The organism is Rhizobium sp. NLR16a, assembly GCF_017948245.1.
In the GTDB taxonomy this organism is placed as follows: Bacteria; Pseudomonadota; Alphaproteobacteria; order Rhizobiales; family Rhizobiaceae; genus Rhizobium.
In genome coordinates this window covers 143,359-157,914 of the sequence record NZ_CP072867.1, presented here as the reverse complement: position 1 = coordinate 157,914, position 14,556 = coordinate 143,359, and the positions used below count along the sequence as shown (strand labels likewise).

The 14,556-nt window shown below is 62.3% G+C and carries 14 protein-coding genes; 7 read left to right on the top strand and 7 right to left on the bottom strand.

Annotated elements, in window-relative coordinates; translation table 11 throughout:
- Nucleotides 1-41 precede the first annotated feature (41 nt).
- Nucleotides 42-1,508, bottom strand: coding sequence for an alpha-glucosidase/alpha-galactosidase (locus tag J7U39_RS23005; protein ID WP_210632565.1), 1,467 nt, complete (start codon nucleotides 1,506-1,508; stop codon nucleotides 42-44).
- Nucleotides 1,509-1,752: 244 nt separating this feature from the next.
- On the opposite strand from J7U39_RS23005, the gene J7U39_RS23000 reads away from it, so the two are divergent.
- The 6 genes from J7U39_RS23000 (at nucleotide 1,753) to J7U39_RS22970 (ending at nucleotide 8,198) form a co-directional block, all read left to right on the top strand.
- Nucleotides 1,753-2,595 carry an AraC family transcriptional regulator gene (locus J7U39_RS23000; RefSeq protein ID WP_210632648.1) on the top strand — a complete coding sequence of 281 codons (843 nt, stop codon included), beginning with the start codon at nucleotides 1,753-1,755 and terminating at the stop codon, nucleotides 2,593-2,595.
- 232 nt (nucleotides 2,596-2,827) lie between these two features.
- On the top strand, nucleotides 2,828-4,348 hold the full coding sequence (locus J7U39_RS22995) for a mechanosensitive ion channel family protein (RefSeq protein WP_210632564.1): 1,521 nt from the start codon (nucleotides 2,828-2,830) through the stop codon (nucleotides 4,346-4,348).
- Between the two features lie 187 nt (nucleotides 4,349-4,535).
- Complete coding sequence (locus J7U39_RS22990; protein WP_210632647.1) at nucleotides 4,536-4,856, top strand: XRE family transcriptional regulator; 321 nt, start codon at nucleotides 4,536-4,538, stop codon at nucleotides 4,854-4,856.
- The gene (locus J7U39_RS22985) at nucleotides 4,857-5,117 is read left to right on the top strand and encodes a hypothetical protein (RefSeq protein ID WP_210632563.1); all 261 of its coding nucleotides are present in this window, start codon (nucleotides 4,857-4,859) and stop codon (nucleotides 5,115-5,117) included.
- 11 nt (nucleotides 5,118-5,128) lie between these two features.
- Nucleotides 5,129-5,368 (top strand): hypothetical protein, encoded by a 240-nt coding sequence (locus tag J7U39_RS22980; protein WP_210632561.1) that lies wholly within the window; start codon nucleotides 5,129-5,131, stop codon nucleotides 5,366-5,368.
- Nucleotides 5,369-5,636: 268 nt separating this feature from the next.
- Nucleotides 5,637-8,198 (top strand): FAD-dependent oxidoreductase, encoded by a 2,562-nt coding sequence (locus J7U39_RS22970; protein ID WP_210632559.1) that lies wholly within the window; start codon nucleotides 5,637-5,639, stop codon nucleotides 8,196-8,198.
- 99 nt (nucleotides 8,199-8,297) lie between these two features.
- Here the strand turns inward: J7U39_RS22970 and J7U39_RS22965 are convergent, their stop codons facing one another.
- Nucleotides 8,298-9,035 carry a phosphatase PAP2 family protein gene (locus tag J7U39_RS22965; protein WP_210632558.1) on the bottom strand — a complete coding sequence of 246 codons (738 nt, stop codon included), beginning with the start codon at nucleotides 9,033-9,035 and terminating at the stop codon, nucleotides 8,298-8,300.
- A 180-nt stretch (nucleotides 9,036-9,215) separates the two neighbouring features.
- Here J7U39_RS22965 and J7U39_RS22960 point away from each other — a divergent pair, with 180 nt between their 5' ends.
- Nucleotides 9,216-9,758 (top strand): hypothetical protein, encoded by a 543-nt coding sequence (locus tag J7U39_RS22960; protein ID WP_210632556.1) that lies wholly within the window; start codon nucleotides 9,216-9,218, stop codon nucleotides 9,756-9,758.
- Nucleotides 9,759-9,771: 13 nt separating this feature from the next.
- Here the strand turns inward: J7U39_RS22960 and hutH are convergent, their stop codons facing one another.
- From hutH to J7U39_RS22935, 5 genes are all read right to left on the bottom strand, one after another.
- A complete protein-coding gene (gene hutH / locus J7U39_RS22955; RefSeq protein WP_210632554.1) occupies nucleotides 9,772-11,265 on the bottom strand; it encodes a histidine ammonia-lyase in 1,494 nt (497 codons plus the stop codon).
- Complete coding sequence (locus J7U39_RS22950) at nucleotides 11,262-12,038, bottom strand: ATP-binding cassette domain-containing protein (RefSeq protein WP_040111353.1); 777 nt, start codon at nucleotides 12,036-12,038, stop codon at nucleotides 11,262-11,264. The genes hutH and J7U39_RS22950 overlap by 4 nt, the downstream gene beginning before the upstream one ends.
- A 27-nt stretch (nucleotides 12,039-12,065) precedes the next feature.
- Entirely contained in the window at nucleotides 12,066-12,770 is a 705-nt protein-coding gene (locus J7U39_RS22945) for an ABC transporter permease subunit (RefSeq protein ID WP_168296488.1), read from the bottom strand.
- Between the two features lie 10 nt (nucleotides 12,771-12,780).
- Entirely contained in the window at nucleotides 12,781-13,506 is a 726-nt protein-coding gene (locus J7U39_RS22940) for an ABC transporter permease subunit (RefSeq protein ID WP_168296487.1), read from the bottom strand.
- 105 nt (nucleotides 13,507-13,611) lie between these two features.
- Nucleotides 13,612-14,454, bottom strand: a complete 843-nt coding sequence (locus tag J7U39_RS22935; protein ID WP_168296486.1) for a transporter substrate-binding domain-containing protein — start codon at nucleotides 14,452-14,454, stop codon at nucleotides 13,612-13,614.
- Between the last annotated feature and the right edge of the window lie 102 nt (nucleotides 14,455-14,556).

Here is a 14,556-nt window from a genome sequence, read left to right as displayed (position 1 = left end):
CCCTCCCGGAAACCCATGACGACCCATCTTCCACGAAAAAGTCAGACGGCCTGTTTCAGCGCCGCCTTTTCCGCACGCAGCTCCTCGATCGAGCGGACGTTGCGGCGCGCAGCCCCCGCCCAGTCACGGGTCTGCACCTTGGATTTCGACAGCCGCTCCTTGGCGGTCGGCACGGCATCGGCATATTGCGGCAGCCAGCGCGCCTGGGCAACGACCATCTCGTCGACCATCTGCCAGACTTCCTCCGGCGTCGAGACGGCGCCAACCAGCGGATCGTGCAGCACGGCAAGCTTCAGGAGGTCGATATCGCCGGAGATGGCCGCGTGCACCGACATGCGCTGGACGTTGATCGAGGCGATGCAGGTGGCAGCACAGGCTTCCGGCAAGGTGACGCCGGAGACCATGTTGATGCCGAAGCGATCGACGAAGCCGGGCGATTCGATGATCGCATCGGATGGCAGGTTGGTGATGACGCCATTGTTCTTGACGTTGAAATGGCCGCGATAGACCCGGTTCGTTTCCAGTCCCTCCAGGATGTGGCTGGCATGTTCGTTCGAGCGCCTGGCCGGATCGATCGGCCTGGAGGCGGATTCGAGGAACTGCGGGAATTCCGTCTCGAACCAGTTGCGGGTTTCCGTCGAGTGCCGGAGGTAGCCGCCGGTCTCGCCATGGATCCAGTCGGACATGTCGATCCAGCGGGTGATTTCCTCCGGCCGCTTGCGGTACCAGGGCAGATATTCCGACAGGTGGCCGTTGCTTTCGGTGGAATAAACGCCGAACCGCTTCAGCACGTCGATGCGCAATTTCTCCTGCTGCGAATAGACGGGATGCGCCTCGAAGGCGGCGACCAGTTCGTCCTTGCCGATCCTGCGGCCGTTGAGGCGCAGGTCGATGAACCAGGTCTGATGGTTGATGCCGGAGCAGATGTAATCGAGCTCGCGCACCGACGTGGCGCCGAGCACCTCGGCGATCTGTTCGGCGCCGTGCTGCACGCCGTGGCAGAGGCCGACAGTGTCGACCTTGCCATATTCGATCGCCGCCCAGGTGTTCATCGCCATCGGATTGGCGTAGTTGAGGAACTTGGCGCCCGGCTCGGCGACTTCTCTTATATCCTTGCAGAAGTCGAGGATGACGGGAATGTTGCGCTGGCCATAAAGGATGCCGCCGGCGCAGATCGTATCGCCGACGCACTGGTCGATGCCGTATTTCAGCGGGATCCTGATATCGTCGGCATAGGCTTCGAGACCGCCGACCCGCACGCAGCTGATGATGTAACGCGCGCCTTCCAGCGCCTTGCGGCGGTCGGTCGTCGCCGTCACCTTGGTCGGCAGCTTGTTCGCCTCGACGACCCGGTCGAGGATCGCCTTGATCATCTCGAGGTTATGTTCGCTGATATCGGTGAGCGCGAATTCGATGTCGCGAAACTCCGGAACGCACAATATGTCGGTGAACAGCTTCTTGGTGAAACCGACGCTGCCCGCACCGATGATAGCGATTTTGAAACTCATGATCTTCACCTCGACCCAATCGAATGCTAGAGAAAAGATTGATATGGAGGAACAGACCGCATGCCGGCACATGTGGTTGAAAAAGCCGTAAAACTGCCTGTTTTCCTCCCGACCGATCGATCGGCCGTGCTCTCTTCCTTCTTGTCGAGCGGGATTATGCCCGAATTCGGCAGGCCGACCAGAGAAGGATTATGCTTTCAGGGGTAATTTTGTGCTGCAGGATTTAATCGCCAACGGACAGTCGATGAGGACGGTCTCGCTACCCCGCGGCCGTCAGCGGTTGCACGCGATGCCGACCAGCGCCGGTTACGAGGTGCGCGAGAACGAAACCTATGATTGGGACGGCCGCAGACGCGGCCAGACGCCGTTCACCGTGCTGCAGCACACGATCAGCGGCAGCGGCCGGCTGCGCTACCAGAACCGCAACTATCGCCTTCAGGGCGGCGACACGCTCCTCGTGCTCGTGCCGCACAATCACCGCTACTGGCTGGAGAAGGGCGACCGTTGGGAGTATTTCTGGATTTCGATGAACGGCGAGGAAACGCTGCGCATCCACAAGCTGGTACTTTCCACTGCCGGTCCGGTCTTGAAACTGCAGCCCTCGACCATCGATCATCTCGCCGATTGCAGCCTCCGTCTCGTCAAGGGCGCGACCTCGGCGGGAGCGGCCTCGGCGATCGCCTATGAAGCCGCGATGGCGCTCTATGACGACGTCTTCGGCTCGCCGGCCTTTGCCGCCGAGCTCAGCCTGATGCAGCCTGTCATCGATCATATCAACGCCAATCTCGACAAACCGCTGCCGGTCAGCGAACTCGCCGGCATCGTCGGCCTCAGCCGCGCGCATTTCTCCCGCAGCTTCGCCGAGAGCGAAGGCATGCCGCCGGCGGAATACGTGCTGCAGCAGCGGCTGCAGCGCGCCGTCAAGCTTCTGACCAAGGCAGACTTCCTGCCGGTCAAGGAAGTTGCCATCATGTGCGGCTTCGAGGACGCAAACTATTTCTCGAAGGTCTTCCGCCGCGTCTACGGCACCAATCCGACCGAATTCCGCACGACCGGCATGTATGCCAGCATCGGCAAGCTTCGCTGAGCGCCTGATCACCCGAAAGGCGCAACGCGAAATCCATGGCTAGGTGGCGGTTTGACATCGCTTGAACGAACGGCAATGTTGCTTTTCCGGACCTCCGGTCGCCTGCCCGGCGGACGTCGCGAGGAATGGATTTTTCTCAAGGACTATTCGATGACAGCGACGAAGGTTCTTCGACCGGTCATTGCCATAGCGGTTCTGGCCGCACTCAGCCTTCTCTCGCGAGTCGATTTCAATGCTTGACAATCCCACTTGGCCCGACGTGCTTTCCGATCCCATCGTCCAGGTCGGAATGCTGGCCGTGGTCGGCGCGATGGTTATCCGAATTGCCCTTCGCCGCTTCCCGAGCTGGAAGCTGGCCGGTCAGGTGTTCTTCTTCGCGGCGCTGACCATCCTGCTTCTCTATCACGATATCGTGCCCTATGAGGTCAGCCCGACATCGTCGTCCACCTTCGAACGTGTCTTCATCGGCCTTGCCAAGGTGGTCTGGTGGATCAATGCCGCCTGGGCCTTGATCGGCTTCGTTCGTGTCTTCTTGATCTTCGAACGTCAACCGCGGGAGGGGCGCCTCGTTCAGGATCTGGTTATCGGCCTGATCTATCTCGGCGCGATCCTTTCGGTGGTAGCCTATGTCTTCAGCTTTCCCGTCGGGACGCTGATCGCCACCTCGGGCGTCTTCGCCATCATCCTCGGCCTGGCGCTGCAGAGCACGCTGAACGACGTCTTTTCAGGCATCGCCCTCAATCTCGGCCGGCCTTACACAATCGGCGATTGGATCGTCCTCACCGACGGCGTCGAAGGGCGTGTCGTCGAAACCAACTGGCGTTCCACGCATCTCCTGAACGGCACGAACGACCTCGTCATCCTGCCCAACAGCTTCCTTGCCAAGGTGGGGCTGACCAACCTCAGCAGCCCCGACCGCAGCCACGGTGTCATGCTGACGGTCCGCGTCGTACCGACGGCGGGGCCATCGACGATCGTCGAGGTCATGCGCACCGTGCTTTTGAGCAGCGGCTCTATCCTGACGGAACCAATGCCCGGCGTACAGGTCAAATCGCTCAATGCCGATGCGGTGGAGGTTGAGCTTTCTTTTCGCGTCAGGGATATTGGCCACGCTGGGCCGGCGAAGAATGAGATATTCGATCTCGTCTATCGCCACATCAAGGCTGCCGGCCTCACCCTGACGCGGCCGATCGATGCCGCGGGCCCGCCGCCCGACCGGATGCAGCCGGAAGAAATGGCAGGGCCGCATCGTCCGACGCCGCTGAAGCTCCTCGATGCCATCCCCCTGTTTTCCTCGTTGACGGAGGACGAGAAGGAAACGCTGGCCGCCTCGATGACGCGGCGGACCTTCAAGAAGGATGCGATTCTGATTGAACAGGGGGATACGGTGGCTTCGCTGATGATCGTGCGCAGCGGCGCCGTCATCGCGACGCGGAAGGAGGGCCAAAAGGAAATCGAAGTCGGACGATTGGCACCGGGCGACTATTTCGGCGAGAGCGGACTGCTGATCGGCGCCGGCGAAGCGGCAAGGCTGCGCGCCCTTACCTTCGTGGTCATTTACGAAATTGCGCAGACCAGTCTGACACCGCTGCTGCACGACCGGCCCGGCATCGCCGAGGAGCTCGCCGCCACGCTGTCCCGCCGCATAGAGACCGGCCAGCATTCATTCGTGACCGAAGGCACAACGTTGAACGGCAGCTCGATGACCTCGTTGCTTATGCAAATCCGCCACCTGTTCCAGGTGCCGCAATAGCGGTCAATGCCAGCCGAGACGATTGTCGGTGCGGAAGCTTCGGCGATTTTCGGCTCGTCCATCATAATGACGCGCAACCGCAACCGGCATAGACTGACAGTGAGCCTCGCTTGCTTTCTTCTGCTGCGGTTACATCTTTGTATTGCTGACCCAGAGCAAGAATCGAATTTCGATGCAAGGTAGTGATTTGTATCTATCTCCAGCCCAGTGCCGCGCCGCGCGGGCACTCATCGCCTGGTCTGAGGACGACCTGTCTTCAGCTTCGAAGATCGACAAGGCGACGATTGCCGGTTTCGAGGCGGGAGCGCATCTCCCTGATGAGAAAACTCTCCAGGCCATGAGGCGCAGCCTGGAAGATGCAGGCGTGCTGTTTATCCCGGAAGATGGCGGCGGCGCCGGCGTTCGCTTGGCAAGATCGCCATCGGCTTCTATAGACACGGACGAGACCGAGACGGTCCAATATGAAGAGCATCTCAAAAACGACGCCCCTCCCGGCGCTGGCGGTTGAATGGCAAAGAAACAGAAGCTTGAGCACTCCGAATTGGCGGGGGAATTTACCGATGACGGGGTTACGGTGCTCGTCGATATCTTTCGAACCGCCGGCAGCAACGGAGACTGGACGATGGAAGTCGTCACCCAGGCGGAGGATCTGATCCAGTGGGACGAGCCGTTCGCGACCGACCGTGAAGCCTTCGACGAATTCCTGGCGGTCGTGGCGCGGGACGGCATTCGATCCTTCCTCGACGATGAAGAGCCTTCCGTGCATTGAGGGACAGTCCCGTGAAAAGCATCAATGATCTCGTCGCCTCGGCGAAAACCGTCTGCGAGCGATATCGGGCCGGACGGATGGAGCGCGAGACCGTGCGCGAGTGGGTTCTCCGGCTGGGCGCCTATCCCTCGCCGCACGGGGATCGCGTGCGCGAAGCGGCCGAATGGTTCCGACTGCACAATCGCGAACCTGTTTCCGAAGATATCGTGCTGGGGGACATCGACCGGCTCGAGGCGATTTCAGCGTCGTGATCCGGGCGTGCGAGCTCTATCGGGAATAATTTCAGCCTCGATCCGGGCTGACGCAATTACGCCGTTACTCGACGGCGTAGGACCAATGACGATTGTGAGCCTTATGCATAATGGCTTATCCAGCTTCGAGAGGGAGAGGTCTGGGGTTTTGCAGCTTCGGCAAATGTGACACGCTCACGAGGCTGACATGACTCCTGCATCTCACGCGAAGCGTAAGCCAAGCGCGGCTAGGTAGTTTTAATTCGTGCGGAAATAGAAGGAACAGCACGTGGCAGCATTTCCGGAAAAGGCAAAGGTCGTCATCATCGGGCTCGGCGGCATCGTCGGCGCCTCCATCGCTCATCATCTCGTCGAGCGCGGATGGGACGACATCGTCGGCATCGACAAGTCGGGCATACCGACCGACATCGGCTCGACAGCCCATGCCTCGGACTTCTGTTACACCACCAGCCACGACTATCTGTCGGTCTGGACCACGCAATATTCGATCGATTTCTATGAGAAAATGGGCCATTACGCCCGCATCGGCGGCCTCGAAGTGGCGCGTACCGGCGACCATGCCTGGATGGAGGAAATCAAGCGCAAGCTTTCCTCGGCCCGCGCCTTCGGCACACGCGCCCATTATGTCAGCCCTGCCGAGATCAAGAAGAAGTTCCCGCTGATCGAGGAAGATCAGGTGATGGGCGGCCTCTTCGATCCGGATGCCGGCCTCGTCATTCCGCGCTCGCAGACCGTTGCCGGCAAACTGGTCGACGCCGCCGAAAAGGCCGGCAAGCTGCAGGTCTTCGGCAATACCCCGGCGAAGTCGCTGATCGTCGAAGGCGGCCGCATCAAGGGCGTCGTCACCCATCGCGGCACCATCATGGCCGACCACGTCATCGTCTGCGCCGGCCTCTGGGGACGCCTGATCGCCGAGATGGTCGGCGAAGACCTGCCGGTCATGCCGGTCGATCACCCGCTGACCTTCTTCGGTCCCTATAACGAGTTCGAAGGCACCGGCAAGGAGATCGGCTTCCCGCTGCTGCGCGACCAGGGCAACTCCGCCTATATGCGCGATACCGGCGACCCGGCGACGACCGAAGGCGGCCAGATTGAGTGGGGCTATTACGAAGCCAACAATCCGCGCATGTGCCATCCGCGCGAGCTTCTCGAAAAACACGAAGCCCGCCTTTCGCCGTCGCAGCGCGATCTCGAGATGGAACAGATCATCGAGCCGCTCGAGCGCGCCATGGAACTGACGCCGATCCTCGGCGAACTCGGTTATAACGAAGGCCATTCCTTCAACGGTCTGCTGCAGGTTTCCGCCGCCGGCGGTCCATCCTGCGGCGAGAGCCAGAAGGTGCGCGGCCTCTGGTATTGCGTCGCCATCTGGGTCAAGGATGGCCCCGGCTATGGCAAGCTGATCGCCGACTGGATGACCGACGGTCGGACCGAAATCGACCACAACAGCATTGATTACGCCCGCTTCTATCCGCATCAGCTGACGGAAGAGTTCATTGAAGGCCGCTGCTTCGAAGCCGCCCAGAAGATCTATTTCCCGGCTGTCCACACCCGCGAACCCTATGCCTCCGGCCGCAACGTCAAGCGCTCGCCCTTCTACGAGCGCGAAAAGGAGCTGGGCGGCTACTTCATGGAGCTCGGCGGCTGGGAGCGTGCGCACGGCTACGCCGCCAACGAGCACCTTCTGGAAAAATACGGTGACCGCGTGCCGGTTCGCGAGAACGAATGGGACAGCCGCCATTTCTGGCGCGTCTCGAATGCCGAGCATCTGGCGATGAGCGAGGATTGCGGCATCGTCAATCTCAGCCACTTCCACATGGTCGATATCGAAGGACCCGACCATGTCGAACTGATGGAATGGCTGTGCGCTGCCAAGATCGGCGGCGATGCCAACATCGGCAAGGGCGTCTACACCCATTTCCTCGACGACGAAGGCATGGTGCGCGCCGACTTCACCGTCTTCCGCATGGCCGACCGCTGCCGTCTCGTCAACGGCGCCGATGCCGGCCCGCGCGACCTGCACTATATGAAGCGCGTCGCTCAAGACCGCGGCCTTGACGTGACCGTCACCGACGTCTCGGAAAAATTCGTGACGATCGGCATCTGGGGTCCGAACGCGCGCGAGACGCTGAAGAAGGTCGTGGCCGATCCGGCCGGGCTCGATCAGGAAAACTTCGCCTTTGCGGCGATCAAGCCGATCGAAATATCAGGCAAGACCGTCACCGCCTTCCGCATCTCCTATGTCGGCGAGCAGGGCTGGGAACTGCACATGAAGTACGAGGACGGCCTCGCCGTCTGGGATGCGCTGCGCTCGACCGGCGTGATGGCCTTCGGCGTCGAGACCTATGCGAATTCGCGCCGCATGGAGAAGAGCCTGCGCCTGCAGAACGCCGACCTGCTGACCCAGTACAATCTGATCGAAGCCGATCTCGCCCGACCTAAGGTCAAGGAAGCCGATTTCCGCGGCAAGGCAAAACATCTGGAATACAAGGCGCGCGAGCACCAGCCGGCCATGCTGTGCACGCTCGTGATGACCGAGAATACCGACAAGACAGGCGTGAAGCGTTATCCTCTCGGCAACCTGCCGGTTGTCGATCCCGCCACTGGAGAGGTTCTGGTCGACGAACTCGGCCGCCGGTCCTACACGACCTCGATCGCCTACGGACCGACGGTCGGCAAGAACATTGCTTTGGCCTATCTGCCGTGGTCGCATTGCCAGGTCGGACGCAAGCTGAATATCGAGTATTTTGCCGAGAGCTACCCGGTGGAGGTTGTCGGCGTCGGATACAAGCCGATCTACGACCCGGAAAATCTGAAGCCGCGCACCTAAAGCGGTTCAGCTTTCAACGAAAGCGGCAGAACCTAAGCCCTCAAGCACCTGTGGCGCCGCCAGCACGGCGCCACATTCATGCGGTTGAGCCGCATTGAGCTATGTGTTGTCTCCATTTGCAGTCTCGACGCCATCGTCAGGCGCACGGCTCGGGACGAACCTCTTCGAGATCAGCCAGCAGCCGAGCGCCCACAGTGCCCCGGCGCACCATCCAGCAAAAACATCCGTGGGGTAATGGACGCCGAGATAGATCCGGCTGAACCCGATGATGACGGCGAGGAAGACGCCGACGCCCATGACGAAGATCCGCGTCGAGCGGTACCGCTGGGTGCGCGCCACCAGCGCCCCGAGCGTCAGATAGGTCACCGCCGAGACCATGGCGTGCCCGGAGGGAAAGCTGAGATCGCTGACCTCGATCAGATGCGGCACGACATCCGGACGCGGCCGCGCGACGAGGATCTTCAACAGCGTGCTCGCCAGCCAGCCCGATAGCACAGACGAAAAGACGAAGATCGCGATCGGCCAGCGCCGATCGAGCAAGAGATAGACGGTGATGAGAACCGTCAGCAGCGCCAGGACGGTGATGCCGCCGAGGCTGGTGATGTCGTCGACAGCGTGGGTCAGCCAGGCCGGACCGATCGGCACGGCAAGATCATCCGCCCGCCGCAGCGCCAGCAGAATCGCCTGGTCGAAACCAAAGGTCTCGCCCTCGAGTACCTCGCTCGTCAGCCGCTGCAGCACGAACAGCCCGCCGGCGACCGATGCCAGCATGATCAGGGTCAGTGGCTCATAGGCGTTGAGCCTCGCCAGGAAACCGCTTCGTCGAACCTCCGTCATGCCTGCCGTCGAGCTCCCTTCGCATCATGTCCTCACCTGCCAAATCGGCAAGGCGAGGCGAAAATTCAAGACCTTGCGGCCGTCGAGGAGCCGCTCGCCGCCTGGTTTCCAAACCATCGGTAGCAAAAGCTCAACCTTCTTTTGCTATGGCTGAAGCCGATTGGCCTGGAGGTTTCGGCGATGAAGATTCTGACCGCGATGGTTCTGCTGGCATCCGCCCTGCAGCCGGCTTCCGCCTCCGGCGAGACCGAATGGATGGGCGGCGCAAGACAATGGTCGGTGGGCTATGCCAACGAACAGCCTGCCTACTGCCGCCTGCGCTGGGACAGCGAGATCGGCAAGACCATGGAATTCCGCCAGAGCGCGAGCGAGACCTTCTGGCTCGTTGCCAAGACTACATGGGACATTCCAGCCGATGCCAAAACCGAGGTGACGCTCACCGATCGCCAAGTGACGAAGGTGGTCGCGGCCGAGTTTTTCGACAAGAATACGCTTCGCCTCTGGCCAGTGGGCAGCAAGGGAAGCGCTGGACTGAAGAAGATCATCAAGAATTCGTTTGCCGGAACCCCTGATGTGCAGCTGACCTTTGCCGGCGACGAGGGCGACTGGACGCTGCCACTCTCGCGGGTAGACCAGCTCTACCCCACCTTCGCCCAATGCCTCAAACGCCTCGAGGCTGGCGGAAAGCTGAAGCAGGATTCCGACACCAGCAAGCCGTTCTGACGGTCAGCCCGATTCAATTCATCGGTGGCGGCGCAGTCTCGCGGACCAGGCTGCGCACCGCCTCGATATCGCCGTTGAGCGGCCGCTCGTCGCCATAATGGGAGATATGCTCCCGCGCGGCCTGATAGACCAGATCCGTCCCGGCCGCCCGGGGCGCTGTCGCCGCCAGAAAATCATGCGCCTGGGCGGCGGTCATCAGCTCGATCGCCAGGATATATTCGGCATTGTCGATGACCGCGAGCAGCTTGCCGGCGGCGGCTGTGGGATGGGCGAGGAAATCCTCCTGCAGGCCGGAGGTCAGGCCGCCGTCCATCGCCGCGGGCGCGGCAAGGCGGCGGTTTTCATTGCTCAGCGCGGCGGCGGTATATTGCGCGATCATGAAGCCGGAATGGCTGCCGGCGTCGCTCGCGAGAAACGGCGGCAGGCCGCTCACCAGCGGATTGACCAGCCGGTCCATGCGCCTTTCGCTGATCGCGCCGATCTGCGCCAGTGCAATGGCGAGACTGTCAGCCGCCTGCCCGAGCGCCGGGGCGACGGCATGGGCCTCGGAGGAGACGATCGGCTGCTCCGGCGTGCCCGAGACGGCCGGATTGTCCGTCACTGAAGCAAGCTCCTGGTTGACGATGCGAGCCGAATTGTCGAAGACGTCGCGGGCGGCGCCATGCGCATGCGGCACCGAACGGAGGCTGAGCGCATCCTGGGTGCGCCGGCCGAAGGCGGCGGCGACAAGGCCGCTGCCGCGAAGGCGGGCACGAAGGGACGCTCCCACCTTTTCAATTCCCGCCGATGGGCGCAGCGCCAGCACCGCCTCGTCGAAGGCGGCGATCTGGCAACCCGCCGCTTCCAGCGTCAGCGCGGCGATGGCATCGGCCCAGTCGAGCAGCCGTTCGGCGCGCATAAGTGCCGTGGCGGCCAGGCCGGTGGCGCAGGCGGTGCCGTTGACGAGGCTCAACCCCTCCTTGGCGCCGAGCACCAGCGGTTCGAGGCCGATCGCCGCAAGTGCCTGGCGGCCGCTCATGCGTTCTCCGCCCAGCATGGCGCTGCCTTCGCCGATCAGGACGAGCGCCGCATGGGCATTGTGGGTGATGTAACCCGCCGAGCCTTTCGACGGCACGTCGGGAATGCAATCATGCGCCAGCAGGGCGGTGAGATGCTCGACGATCTCGCGCCGCACGCCGGAATGGCCATGGGCGAAATTGGCAATCTGAGCGGCAATGATGGCGCGCACGGCGCGGGCATCAAGCAACGGCCCGACACCGCAGGCGTGGCTGAGCACGATGCTGCGCGACAGCAGGCTCTGCGAGGCGCGATCGACCACGGTATCGGCCAGCGCCCCGACGCCGGTGTTGACGCCATAGGCGCGTACGCCGGTTTCGACGATGCTGGCGACGATGCGGCTTGCCTGCTCGACGCGCGCCCAGGCGGCCGGCGACAGCGCAAGAGCTTCCCCTGCCCCGACGCGCGCGACATCGCGCCAGGTCAGCACTCTATCGATGATGATCGTCATTGACCTGTCCCGAAATGGCCGATGAACTGGCGGAAGGCGGGGGTCGCGCCTGTTGTGAACATCTCGTCCGGCTTGCCGCTGCTTTCGATCAGCCCCTCGCGCATGAAGACGACGCGGTTCGAGACGTTGCGGGCAAAGCTCATCTCATGGGTGACGACGAGCATGGTCATGCCTTCCTCGGCAAGTGCCCGCATGACGCGCAGGACCTCACCGACGAGTTCCGGATCGAGCGCCGAGGTCGGCTCGTCGAACAGCATGACCTTCGGCTTCATCGCCAGCGCGCGGGCGATTGCGGCGCGCTGCTGCTGGCCGCCGGAGAGATGGGCGGGATAGGCATGGCGCTTGTCTGCGATGCCGACCTTTTCGAGCAGCGCTTCGGCCTCGGCGATGCAGTCGGCGCGCGGCCGCTTCAACACATGGATCGGCCCTTCGATGACGTTCTGCAGGATCGTCATATGGGACCAGAGATTGAAGGACTGGAACACCATGCCGAGTTCGGAGCGGATATGGTCGACCTGCTTCTGGCTGGCCGGCCTTGTCTTGCCGTTCTTGTGAACCATCTCGATGTGCTCGCCATCGACCCAGATCTCACCGTCGCTTGCGGTTTCGAGCAGATTGATGCAGCGCAGAAAGGTCGATTTGCCGGAGCCGGAGGCGCCGAGCAGCGAAATCACGTCGCCGTCCTCAGCATCGAGGGAAATGCCGCGCAGCACCTCGTGCGTGCCGAAGCTCTTGCGGATATTGCGGACCGAAAGTCGGGTTACGCCTGGCATGGTTGCTCCAATCGATTCAGGTTCCGCCTAGGCCTTCAGCGCCTGCGGGATCGCACGGCGGTGTCGGGACAGCGAATATTCGAGCAGAGCCATGCCCTGCAGGATGATGAAGTTCAAAACGAGATAGATGATCGCCGCGCAGAGGAAGACTTCCATCGTGCGGTAGGTCTGCGAGATCAGCCGCTGGGCCACACCGGTGACCTCCCAGACGGTGACGAGGCTGGCGAGCGCCGTCGATTTCATCATCAGCACGATCTCGGTGGAATAGGCCGGCAGCGCGTGGCGGAAGGCAATCGGCGCCAGGATGCGGCGCACCATCAGGAAGCCGGACATGCCGATCGAACGGGCCGCCTCGATCTCCTTCGGCGAAACCGCGCGGATGCCGCCGCGAAAGATCTCCGCCGTGTAGCCGGCGGTGCAGAGCGCCAGCGACAGCACGGCGCAAACCATCGGCTCGCGCAGGAACGGCCAGAGGAAGGAATAGCGGATGACGCCGAACTGGCCGAGGCCGTAGAACACCAGGAACATCTGGATCAAGAGCGGCGAGCCGCGAAAGACGAAGATATAGCCCTTGGCGAAACCCGACAAATAGCGGTTGCCGCTGACCCGCATCGTGACGATGACCAGCGCCAGCAGACCGCCGAAGAAGATCGACAGCGAAAACAGGATCAGCGTCGTCGGCACGGCTTTCAGCAGCGTCACCATGGTCGAGGCGAGAAAGGTGAAATCCATCGTCGTCCCCTTACGCCTGGCCCATGGCGGAGGCCGGCATGCTGCGATTGGCGCGGCGTTCCGCGCCGTTGAAGATGCGGTCGGAAAGGCTGGTCAGGATCAGGTAGAGGCAGCCGCCGGCGATGAAGAACAGAAAATATTGCCGGGTCGAACCCGCCGCCACCTGGCTGGTGCGCATCAGCTCGGCAAGGCCGGTGACGGAGATCAGCGCCGAATCCTTGAGGCTAAGCTGCCAGACATTGCCGAGGCCGGGAATGGCGAAGCGAAGCACCTGCGGGATGATGATGCGGCGGAAGCGCATGCCGCGATTCATGCCGATCGCCGAAGCGGCTTCGAGCTCACCCTTGGCGATCGCCAGATAGGCGCCGCGGAACACCTCCGCCTGATAGGAGCCGGAGATGATGCCGACGGCAAGCGCGCCGGCGGCGAAAGAAGGCAGGCCGAGGAAACCCTCGTAGCCCATCGCCTTGCCGATCGAAGTGACGGCGGAGGAACCGCCGAAATAGATGAGATAGATGATCAGCAGTTCCGGCACGCCGCGAAAGACGGTCGTATAGACATTGCCGAAGGCGACGAGGAGAGGATTGCCGGAGAGCTTCGCACCCGCGACGATGGCGCCGAGCACCGCGCCGATCGCAAGCGCCGTCGCGGTGACGGCCAGCGTCATCAAGGCGGCGAGAATGAGCAGCGCGCCCCATCCCGTCGAGCCGAAGCCAAGCAGTTCCAAGGTTGCCATAGCGTCGTTCCCCGTCCGTGGCAGTGTTCTTGTCGATCGAGAATAACACGCGGTCTCCGGCGATAAAGCCGGAGACCGGCGCCTGCGGCCAAACGGCCGAAGCGATTACTGCTGCGGACTGACGTCGACCTTGAACCACTTCATCGAAAGGTTCTTGACCGTGCCGTCGGCGAGCGCCGACTTGATCGCCACGTTGAACTTGTCCCGCAGATCGGTGTCGGCCTTGCGGACGCCGAGGCCCTCGCCCTCGCCCCAGATCGAGCCGACGATCTCCGGACCGGTGAAGTCGAGCGCGCCGTTGGCGGCCTGGAAAGCATTGGCGAAATAGACGGCGTCATCGAAGCCGAGGTCGATGCGGCCGTTTTGCAGGTCGAGATCGCGGTCGGCGCCGGTCTTGTATTCGCGGATCTCGGCAATGTCGCCGAAATTGTCATAGACGAACTTGGCATAGACGGTCGCCGCCTGGATGCCGATCGTCTTGCCCTTGAAGGCCTCCTTCAGCGCGTCGATCTCCTTAACGCCGGTCTGGCCGGGCGTCATCTTGATCGTGGCGCCGGTGCCGGCGGCTTTCGCCAGCGGGCTGTCCTTGGCGGCGGCGAAGGCGGCGGGTGTCGCGGCATAGGGAACGGTGAAGTCGATGACCTGCTTGCGCTCCTCGGTGATCGACAGCGCGTCCATGATGACGTCGAACTTGCCGGCATTGAGCGCCGGGATCATGCCGTCCCAGTCGGAAGCGACGAGCGTGCATTCGATCTTGGCGCGTTCGCACAGCACCTTGGCAAGCTCCGGCTCGAAGCCGCCGAGCGTGCCGTCGGCATTGGTGAGGTTCCACGGCGCATAGGCGCCTTCAAGCGTGATGGTCGCCTTCGTCCAGTCCTTGGCAAAGGCGGGGGCAGCAAAGGCGGAAAGAGCGGCGACGCCGCAAAACAGGATTGTGCTGAATTTCATTGATGAATTCTCCTCTGGAGTTGAAACAGACCTTGCGGCGCCACGCCGATCTTCGCCGGCTTGCCCTTTCCGTCCTATTTTTGTGTCCAGGACCGATTGGGA

What these genes read in the sequence shown, in the direction of transcription:
- J7U39_RS22965 (WP_210632558.1), bottom strand. Translation starts at nt 9,035, where the DNA reads ATGACGGAGGTTCGACGAAGCGGTTTCCTGGCGAGGCTCAACGCCTAT.
- J7U39_RS22935 (WP_168296486.1), bottom strand. Translation starts at nt 14,454, where the DNA reads ATGAAATTCAGCACAATCCTGTTTTGCGGCGTCGCCGCTCTTTCCGCC.
- J7U39_RS23005 (WP_210632565.1), bottom strand. Translation starts at nt 1,508, where the DNA reads ATGAGTTTCAAAATCGCTATCATCGGTGCGGGCAGCGTCGGTTTCACC.
- J7U39_RS22960 (WP_210632556.1), top strand. Translation starts at nt 9,216, where the DNA reads ATGAAGATTCTGACCGCGATGGTTCTGCTGGCATCCGCCCTGCAGCCG.
- J7U39_RS22940 (WP_168296487.1), bottom strand. Translation starts at nt 13,506, where the DNA reads ATGGCAACCTTGGAACTGCTTGGCTTCGGCTCGACGGGATGGGGCGCG.
- hutH (WP_210632554.1), bottom strand. Translation starts at nt 11,265, where the DNA reads ATGACGATCATCATCGATAGAGTGCTGACCTGGCGCGATGTCGCGCGC.
- J7U39_RS22995 (WP_210632564.1), top strand. Translation starts at nt 2,828, where the DNA reads ATGCTTGACAATCCCACTTGGCCCGACGTGCTTTCCGATCCCATCGTC.
- J7U39_RS22950 (WP_040111353.1), bottom strand. Translation starts at nt 12,038, where the DNA reads ATGCCAGGCGTAACCCGACTTTCGGTCCGCAATATCCGCAAGAGCTTC.
- J7U39_RS23000 (WP_210632648.1), top strand. Translation starts at nt 1,753, where the DNA reads ATGAGGACGGTCTCGCTACCCCGCGGCCGTCAGCGGTTGCACGCGATG.
- J7U39_RS22945 (WP_168296488.1), bottom strand. Translation starts at nt 12,770, where the DNA reads ATGGATTTCACCTTTCTCGCCTCGACCATGGTGACGCTGCTGAAAGCC.
- J7U39_RS22985 (WP_210632563.1), top strand. Translation starts at nt 4,857, where the DNA reads ATGGCAAAGAAACAGAAGCTTGAGCACTCCGAATTGGCGGGGGAATTT.